The organism is Microbacterium sp. (assembly GCF_043427715.1).
Classification (GTDB): domain Bacteria; phylum Actinomycetota; class Actinomycetes; order Actinomycetales; family Microbacteriaceae; genus Microbacterium.
Genome location: NZ_JBHWTD010000023.1, coordinates 1 through 8856, shown reverse-complemented (window position 1 = coordinate 8856; position 8856 = coordinate 1). Strand labels below are relative to the sequence as shown.

The following is an 8856-nucleotide window of genomic DNA, read 5'->3' as shown; positions in this document are numbered from 1 at the left end:
GGGGTCGGGGTCGGCTCCGGGGTCGGGGTCGGCTCCGGGGTCGGGGTCGGCTCCGGCGTCGGGGTGGGCTCCGGGGTCGGGGTGGGCTCGGGGGTCGGAGTCGTGCCGGTCACCTCGACCGCACGTCCCAGCTCGGCCGGGGTGACGACCTCGCGGCTCGCGAAGTACGCGACCGTCGCCGTCAGGTCGACCTGGCCGGTGTCGGTGCGGTCGGTGCCCTTCGCGAAGGTGGCGAAGCCGTCACCGCCCGCGGCGAGGAACGAGTTGGTCACGACCGTGAAGGTGTCCGTGGGGGCGATCGTCTTGCCCTGGTAGGTCATCTTCGTGATCTGGCCCGCGCGGCCGACAGTCTCCTTGGGGAGCGGCTCGACCTCGGTGTACTCGTAGGCGAAGCCGTCCGAGATGCCCAGGTGCAGCTTGGGACGGTCGCCCGTCGCCTTCCACTGCTGCTCCAGGATCTCCTCGAGCTGCGCGCCCGTGAGGGTCACGGTCACGAGCGTGTTGGCGAACGGCTGCACGCCCGCGGCCTGCTTGAAGGTCACGGTGCCGTCCGCGCCGCGGAGGAGGTCGGCCCGCAGACCGCCCGGGTTCATCAGGGCGATCTGTGCGGGAGTGCCGGCGTAGTCCTCGTTGGACGCCGCCCAGAGGTACCAGTCCGCGACCGCGTTGCCGAGAGTCGACTCCACGCCGCGGTCATCGCCCGGCTTCGCGCCGCCGCGCAGGATGTCGGCGCTGATCTTGCCGACCTTCACAGCGCCCTTCACGTCGGCGATCGCCACCGCGTCGGCGACGATCTTCTCGACCGCCGCATTCGCGGTGACGTCGGCCGGCTTCGGCACGAAGGTGCGCCCGGCGATGTCGACGAGCTCCTTCGAGGTGCGGTCGACCGTCAGCTGGAGCTCTCCGAGCGCCTTCCCGTACTCTGCGGCCTGGATCACCGGACGCTGGATGTCGGTGCCCGGGACGGGCACGTCGCAGGCGTAGGTCTGGTGCGTGTGCGCCGAGACGATCGCGTCGATCGTCGCGTCCGCGCCGCGGACGAGCTCCCCGAACGGCGACGGGTCGGAGACGACCGCGCTGCACTCGTTCGACACCGACGTGCCGGAGTGGGTCAGCAGCACGACGACGTCGGCGAGGTCGCCTGACTCGATCTTCCCGGCGACGCGGTTGGCCGCCTCCAGCTGATCGCCGAACTCGATGTCCGCGATGCCCGACGGGGTCACCATCGTGGCGGTGTCCGGGGTCACCGTGCCGATGAAGGCGACGCGGACGCCGTCGACCGTCTTGACGGTGTACTCGGGGAGTGCGGGGGTCTTCGTGCCCTTCTTGTAGACGTTCGCGCCCAGGGCGAAGTCGAGCCCGCCCGCACGCTCGGCGTCAGTCGGGTCGCCCTCGCCGTCGTGCCCGCCGAAGCGGGGGATGACGCGGTCGGTGAGATCGGCGAAACCAGCGTCGAACTCGTGGTTGCCGACGGCCGACACGTCCAGACCTGAGGCGACGAGAGCGTCGATGGTCGGGTCGTCGTTCTGGATGAACGAGGTGAAGGTCGACGCGCCGATGTTGTCACCGGCCGACACGAAGAGGGTGTTCGGGTTGTCCGACCGCTGCGCGTCGACGACGCCGGCGAGCTTCGCGGCGCCGAGCTCGCCCGATGTTCCGGACTCGAGGCGCCCGTGGAAGTCGTTGATCGTCAGGATGTCGATGTCGATCGGGTCGAGGGCATCCGTGATCTCGAACACCGTGGTGGTGCCGGAGACCTCGTTGCCGACCGCGAGCAGGGGGACGCCGCTCGGCGACTCGTCCGCGGGAATGAAGGCGATGCTCTCGGGACCGAGGTCCCCGGCCGCGGGCGTCGTCACGTCAGCACTGAAGTCGCGGTTGTTGACGTAGGTGACGTATTCCGGCGCGGCGGGGTCGGTCACGTCGTAGGCGATGACGCCGCCCACGCGCTCGAAGCCGACGAACGCGTACGTGCGCCCGCTCAGCGTGCCGATGGTGACGGCCTCCGGCTCGGGACCCTTGTCGTCGCTGCGACCCTCCAGGTTCGTCTCGGAGTGGTTCGAGTTGAAGAACGAAGGCAGGGCATCCGCGGTGACCTTCTCGAAGCTCGAACCCGAGTCCCAGACGAGGTCTCCGTCGGTCGTCCAGATCGAGAAGGATCGTCCGCCGAAGGCGTACAGCTCCTCGTAGCAGGTGCCCGCCTCGTTGAGTCCGTTCGCGGTGGTGACGTTCAGGCGGCCGAGGTCGGCGTCGCCCAGCTTGCCCTTGAGCGGGCTGTCGTCGCAGACGGGCAGAAGCCCCTTCTTGCCGAGATCCTTCGCGCGAGCCGGCTCGACGTACGAGCCCCACTCCCGGGCGTCCCCCTCGTTCGCGGTGACGAGGTAGGTCGTGCCGTCGACCGTGTACGAGTCGATCGCGTCGGGCATGTAGATGCCCTTGAGACCGGGGTAGGTGCGCAGCTCGACCTTTCCGTCGCGGTCGCTGGGGTCGAGCGCGTTCGCGGCGAGACCGTGGTCCTTGAAGCCGAGGGCGTGGATGTCGGTGACGGTCGCCGATGCGAGGTCGATCTCGGCGATGGCGTTCGCCTCCTGCAGCGTCGCGTAGGCGGTGTCGCCCACGACCGTGATGTACTCCGGCTCCAGGTTGCGGCTGACCGGGTGGTCGTCGCCGTGCGGCGCCGGCCCGAAGACGCGGACGTCGGGGTCGAGCGCCCCGGCGGCCTCGAACGCATGGAAGTCCGCCGTGCGGACCGCGTTCTGGGTCGCGGCGGCCTTGCCGGTGGGCAGGGCGATGACCGAGATGGATCCCTCCGGGTCGACGCTGAAGTCGTCCGCGGGCTCGCCCTCGTTGGCGACGACCGCGTGGGCACCGTCCTCAGAGACGGTCACCATGTCGGGCAGGGCGCCGACGTTCACGGTGCCGAGGCGTGCGGTGTCTGCGGTGGCGGCATCCGCGTCGAAGAAGACGAGGTGACCGGCATCGGTCTTGACCGGCGCCTCGACCGCGATGACGCCGAGGCCGTCTTCACGGATGGCGACCGAATTCGCGACGCCGGTGGAGGCGATCGAGAAGAGCTTCTCAGGCGCCTTCGGGTTGCTGTTGTCGAGCACGTCGACGACACCCGCCTGCGCGTTCACCACGAAGAGGCGGTCGTTGTAGGCCTTCACGATCTCGGCGGCGGACTCGTCGAAGACGCCCGTCTCGTACGAGCCGATCGGAGTGAACGTGAGCGCGGGGGAGTCGCCGGTGTGGGCGACGGGCTCGTCGACGATGGCCGCTGTCGCCGCGGGAATCGCGGTGACGGCCAGCGTGCAGGTGAGGGCCGCGGCAGCGCCTATGGCGAGGGCGCGCGCGACGGGACGACGGAAAGCATGCGAAGGCATCGGATTCCTCTAGGTCGGGATGGGGCGCGAGATGCGCTCCTCCGTCCTACCGAGGCACGGTGTCCGCCTCGTGCGATCCGGTGGACGGGAGGTGAACGATCGGTATCCGATCCGTGGCGGGCGGCGTCTGCGACGATAAGGGCATGACGGATTACCAGACCATCTTGACGGCGACGCGAGGACGCGTCGGCTGGATCACTCTGAACCGACCCGAGGCGCTGAATGCGCTGAATGTGCAGGTCATGCGCGATGTGGTGGATGCCGCGGAGGCGTTCGATGCGGACACCGGGATCGGCGCGATCGTCGTGACCGGCAGCGAGCGGGCCTTCGCCGCGGGCGCCGACATCAAGGAGATGGAAGCGCTGAGCGGCAGCGAGATGCTCATGGGCGACCACTTCGGCGGGTGGGCCCGGTTCGCGGCAGTGCGGACGCCCGTCATCGCCGCGGTGTCGGGCTATGCGCTCGGCGGCGGGTGCGAGTTGGCGATGATGTGCGACATCATCCTGGCGGCGGACACCGCGACGTTCGGGCAGCCGGAGATCGGCCTCGGCGTGATCCCGGGGATGGGCGGGACGCAGCGGCTGACGCGCGCGATCGGGTCGTTCAAAGCGGCCGAGCTCATCCTGACCGGGCGTCACTTCGGCGCCGAGGAGGCGGAGCGTGCCGGACTCGTGTCGCGAGTGGTGCCCGCGGCCGACCTCCTCGACGACGCGCAGCGGACGGCGGAGGCGATCGCGGCGAAGTCGCTGCCGTCGCTGTACGCCGCCACCGAAGCGCTCGACGTCGCGTTGGAGTCGACGCTGGCGGAGGGCCTGCGCTACGAGAAGCACGCGTTCGCGGGGCTGTTCGACACCGCGGACCAGAAAGAGGGCATGGCCGCCTTCCGTGAGAAGCGCGCACCCGGGTTCACGCACCGCTGAGCGCTGTCGGGTGCGACGCGCGGCTCCGCTCTGCGCGGGACGCGCGAAAGCGCCCGCTGGTGCCGAAAGCGCCGCCTCCTGCCCAGCTTCGCCCGGCGCTGTCGGCACGAAGGGGCGCTCTCGCGAGCGGCGCGGCGCGACGGCCCTTCTAGTGCCCGACATGCGTGATTGCATTGGGGGCGTGACCGATCGCGCCGCAGACGAGCTCCCCGAGCGCGTCCGGCCCGCCTTCACTCCCGCGGTCGCGGCGCGGTTCGTCGCGGACACCGATGCCCTCGACCTCGATCCCGCGCAGCGTGACGCGGTCCAGGCGATCACCGCAGCGTCGACGGGCAACGTCTACCTCTGGGGCGGCGTGGGCCGGGGCAAGTCGATGCTCGCCGAGCGGTACCTGGCGGCTGCCGGGGTCGAGCCCGCCCTGCGTCTGCACCTGAACGAGCTGTTCCGGCGGCTGCAGGCCGAGATCGTCCGCGACTGGAAGGCCCCGGCCGTGGTGCTGCGCCGCCTCCTCGGCGACACCCGGGCGCTCCTCGTCGACGAGTTCCACGTGCACGACGTCGCCGACGCGGTGTACCTCGCGGCCCTGCTGCGCGTCGCGGAGGAGGACGGCACCCTTATCGTCGCCACGAGCAACTACGCACCCGCAGGTCTCCTGCCCGACCCGCAGCACCATGCGCGCTTCCTCCCCGCGATCGCGCGGATCGAGGCCGACTTCGTGGTCGTGGAGGTCGGTCCCGGCCCCGACCACCGCGCAGAGGGCGCCGAGACCCGACGTCGATTCGCGTCCGGGACCTGGCGCGTCGGCGAGACGACGCCGGTGCCCGCGGATGCCGCCGTGCTCCAGGCCGACGGCATCCCGGTCTCAGCGGTCGCGGCCACCGGTGACAGAGCGACGTTCACGTTCGCGCAGCTCTGCGAGGCCGAGGTGGGTGTGCGCCAGTTCCAGTGGCTCGCCGACCGGTTCGCCGCGGTCCGCCTCGCCGCGGTCCCCGACCTCGCGACCGTCCGCCGCGAGCCGCTCATGCGCTTCACGACCCTCGTCGACGTGCTTCACGACCACGACGTGCGCCTCGACGTCACGGCATCCGCCCCCTTCGACCGGCTCATGGACGCCGCGTTTGTCCCCGTCGACGCGGACCGCGCACTCAGCCGACTCCGCGCCCTGCGTCGCCCCTAACGCCGAGTCACCACGTCTCCGCCGGGTCACCAGGCTTCCTGCGCACGCAAGGAGTCGGCGCGAAGCCGGTGACTCGGCGATGAGGTGCGGGCGAACTATGGTTCAGACGGATGCCGAGTGCGCGGGCACACCGCGGGAGGAAAGGGGCGCTGCATGACCGGAGCAGTGAACGAGGCCGTGATCGTCGACGTCGTGCGGACGCCGTCCGGGCGCGGGAAGCCGGGCGGAGCGCTGTCGGCCGTCCACCCCGTCGATCTGGGCGCCGGCGTCCTCCGGGCGCTCCTCGAGCGGAACGGCCTCGAGTCCGGCCAGATCGACGACGTCCTGTTCGGCTGCGTCAGCCAGGTCGGCGAGCAGTCGATGAACATCGCGCGGCAGGTGACCCTCGCCGCGGACTTCGACGAGGCCGTGCCCGCCACGACCATCGACCGACAGTGCGGATCGAGCCAGCAGGCCGTGCACTTCGCCGCGCAGGGCGTGATCGCCGGCGCGTACGACATCGTCATCGCGGGCGGCGTCGAGTCGATGAGCCGGGTTCCGCTCGGGTCGAGCGGACGCGGCGCGCTGAATGCCAACGGCATCCGTCGCCGCTACCCAGAGGGCCTCGTCAACCAGGGGGTGTCGGCGGAGCTCATCGCCGAGCGGTGGGACCTCTCCCGCGAGGCGCTCGACGCGTACGCCGCGCAGTCGCACGCCCGCGCCGCGCGGGCGGCCGAGGCCGGTGCCTTCGACCCGCAGCTCATCCCCGTGGACACCCCCGATGGCCTCGTCTTCCGCGACGAGACGATCCGGGCGGGGACGACGGCCGAGTCGCTCGCCGGGCTCGCCCCGGCCTTCCGCGACGATGCGCTCGCCGAGCGGTTCCCGGGGCTCGACTGGCGCATCACGGCGGGCAGCTCCTCGCCGCTCACCGACGGCGCCTCCGCGGCGCTCATCATGAGCGCAGCCCGCGCCGAACAGCTCGGCGTGACGCCGCGCGCGCGCTTCCGCGGCTTCGCCGTCGTGGGAGACGACCCGCTCATGATGCTGACCGCCCCGATCCCCGCGACGCGCCGCGTGCTGGAGCGGACCGGCCTGACGATCGACGACCTCGACGCGTACGAGGTGAACGAGGCTTTCGCATCCGTCCCCCTCGCGTGGGCCGCGGAACTCGGCGCCGACCCGGCGCGGCTCAACCCGTGGGGCGGCGCGATCGCGCTGGGGCACGCGCTCGGCTCGTCCGGCACGCGCCTCCTCGGCACCCTGCTGACCCACCTTGAAGCAACCGGCGGCCGGTTCGGCCTGCAAACCATGTGCGAGGGCGGCGGCATGGCCAATGCCACCGTCATCGAGCGGATCTGAGGGCCTGCGCGCTCACCCGCGGCTGCGTGTGCGCAACAGCGCACGCGGCACCGCATAAACTCATCCTGGCGAAGGAGCACGAATGAGAATAGTCGTTCTGGTAAAGGAAGTCCCCGACACGTACGGGGATCGGAAACTCGACCTGGAGACAGGTCTGGCCGACCGCGGCGCTTCCGAGCGCGTGCTGGATGAGATCGGCGAACGCGCCCTCGAGGTCGCGATGTCGTACGCCGACAAGAACGCGGGCACCGAGGTCGTCGTGATGTCGATGGCCCCCGAGGCTGCCGCGGCCTCGATCCGCAAGGGTCTCGCGATGGGCGCCGGCTCAGCCGTCCAGATCGTCGATGAGGCGCTCGTGGGAGCGGACCTGGGCGTCACCGCGCGCGTGCTCGCCGCCGCCGTGAAGCGCACCGGGTTCGACGTGGTGATCACCGGCAACCTCTCCACCGACGGCTCCGGCGGCGTGCTGGGCGCGATGCTCGCAGAGCACCTCGGTGTTCCGCAGCTGACCGCGCTCGCCGAGGTGGAGCTGGCTGAAGGCGCCGTCTCGGGTACCCGCGCGACCGACTTCGGGACCGCGAAGGTCTCCGCGTCGCTCCCCGCAGTCATCTCGATCACCGAGGCCCTGCCCGACGCACGCTTCCCCAATTTCAAGGGCATCATGGCCGCGAAGAAGAAGCCGTTCGAGACGCTGTCGCTCGCCGACCTCGACGTCGACATCGACCCGGCCACGGCGCCGCAGTCGATCATGACCGCCGTCGACATGAAGCCGCCTCGCGCTGCGGGCGTGAAGATCGTCGATGAGGGCGACGCCGGTGAGAAGCTCGCCGACTTCCTGCTCGAGAACCGCCTGGCCTGAGGAGCGCGACATGACTGAATTCGCTGCAGATTCCGTTCTCGTCTTCATCGACGTCTCGCCCGCGGGTGAACTGGCCAAGTCGGCTGCGGGCCTGCTCGGCGCCGCCTCGCAGATCGGCACGCCCGTCGCGCTGATCGTCGCCGACGAGGCGCGCCACTCCGAGCTGGCCACCGCCGCCGGCGCACTCGGTGCCGGCGCCGTGCTGACCGCCGACCTCGGCGGGGCCGACACCGCACTGACCGTGCCGATCGTGGACGCGCTCGTCGCGGCATCCGCTCTCGTGAAGCCCGACGCCATCCTGGTGTCCAACTCGATCGAGGGTCGCGACGTCGCCGGCCGGTTCGCCGCCCGCACCTCGTCGGCGCTGTGCGTGGATGCCGTGGACGTCGCGCGCGACGACGAGGGTGTGCTCGCGCGCCACTCCGTCTACGGCGGTGCGTACAACTCGACGAGCGCCGCCACTTTCGGTGCGCCGGTCATCACGGTCCGCCAGGGCGCCGTCGACACCCGCGCCGAGGCCGTCGCCTCGCCGGTCGTCGTGCCGCTGGCGGTGGAGGCCTCCGGGGCCGCCGCCGCGAAGATCGAATCGTTCGACGAGGCCGTCGCCGAGTCGAGCCGTCCCGAGCTGCGCGGCGCGGCGAAGGTCGTTTCGGGCGGTCGCGGTCTCGGCTCGGCCGAGAAGTTCGCGCTCGTCGAGGAGCTCGCCGACGCGCTGGGTGCCGCCGTCGGCGCGTCGCGCGCCGCTGTGGATGCCGGATACGTTCCGTACTCGTACCAGGTCGGCCAGACCGGTGTCTCGGTCTCGCCGCAGCTGTACATCGCGCTCGGCATCTCGGGCGCCATCCAGCACAAGGCCGGCATGCAGACGGCGAAGACGATCGTCGCGGTGAACAAGGACGGCGACGCGCCGATCTTCGAGGTCGCGGACTTCGGCGTCGTCGGCGATGTGTTCACGGTCGTGCCGCAGCTGATCGCGGCGCTCGAGGCGAAGAAGAAGTAACGGATGGCGACGTACGCGCGCACGGTGCGCCGGGGGCTTCCCCGCACCGCCGGCGGCGACGCCTGGCCGCCCGCGGGCGAGGCGCCGATCGGCGCCGATGACACGACGGTCGCTGCCGCGTCGACGGATGCCACGGCTGCCCCCGCCGCAGTGACGCCTGCCCCGGTCGCCACAGG

General features: G+C 71.1%; 6 protein-coding genes. 5 read left to right on the top strand and 1 reads right to left on the bottom strand.

What is annotated here, in order from left to right; translation table 11 throughout:
• On the bottom strand, positions 1–3383 hold a 3383-nt coding region (locus ACHFGS_RS02210), incomplete at its 3' end, for a choice-of-anchor I family protein (RefSeq protein WP_394289098.1).
• Between the two features lie 143 nt (positions 3384–3526).
• Between ACHFGS_RS02210 and ACHFGS_RS02205 the strand changes: the two genes are divergently transcribed.
• The 5 genes from ACHFGS_RS02205 to ACHFGS_RS02185 all read left to right on the top strand — a co-directional run bounded on the left by ACHFGS_RS02205 (position 3527) and on the right by ACHFGS_RS02185 (position 8680).
• Positions 3527–4303 (top strand): enoyl-CoA hydratase-related protein, encoded by a 777-nt coding sequence (locus ACHFGS_RS02205; protein ID WP_394278607.1) that lies wholly within the window; start codon positions 3527–3529, stop codon positions 4301–4303.
• Positions 4304–4484: 181 nt separating this feature from the next.
• Complete coding sequence (gene zapE / locus ACHFGS_RS02200) at positions 4485–5480, top strand: cell division protein ZapE (protein ID WP_394289097.1); 996 nt, start codon at positions 4485–4487, stop codon at positions 5478–5480.
• Positions 5481–5645: 165 nt separating this feature from the next.
• Positions 5646–6821 carry a thiolase family protein gene (locus ACHFGS_RS02195; RefSeq protein ID WP_394278944.1) on the top strand — a complete coding sequence of 392 codons (1176 nt, stop codon included), beginning with the start codon at positions 5646–5648 and terminating at the stop codon, positions 6819–6821.
• Positions 6822–6903: 82 nt separating this feature from the next.
• The gene (locus tag ACHFGS_RS02190) at positions 6904–7680 is read left to right on the top strand and encodes an electron transfer flavoprotein subunit beta/FixA family protein (protein ID WP_394289096.1); all 777 of its coding nucleotides are present in this window, start codon (positions 6904–6906) and stop codon (positions 7678–7680) included.
• Between the two features lie 10 nt (positions 7681–7690).
• Entirely contained in the window at positions 7691–8680 is a 990-nt protein-coding gene (locus tag ACHFGS_RS02185; protein ID WP_394278943.1) for an electron transfer flavoprotein subunit alpha/FixB family protein, read from the top strand.
• Positions 8681–8856 lie beyond the last annotated feature (176 nt).

What these genes read in the sequence shown, in the direction of transcription:
- ACHFGS_RS02205 (WP_394278607.1), top strand. Translation starts at nt 3,527, where the DNA reads ATGACGGATTACCAGACCATCTTGACGGCGACGCGAGGACGCGTCGGC.
- ACHFGS_RS02190 (WP_394289096.1), top strand. Translation starts at nt 6,904, where the DNA reads ATGAGAATAGTCGTTCTGGTAAAGGAAGTCCCCGACACGTACGGGGAT.
- ACHFGS_RS02185 (WP_394278943.1), top strand. Translation starts at nt 7,691, where the DNA reads ATGACTGAATTCGCTGCAGATTCCGTTCTCGTCTTCATCGACGTCTCG.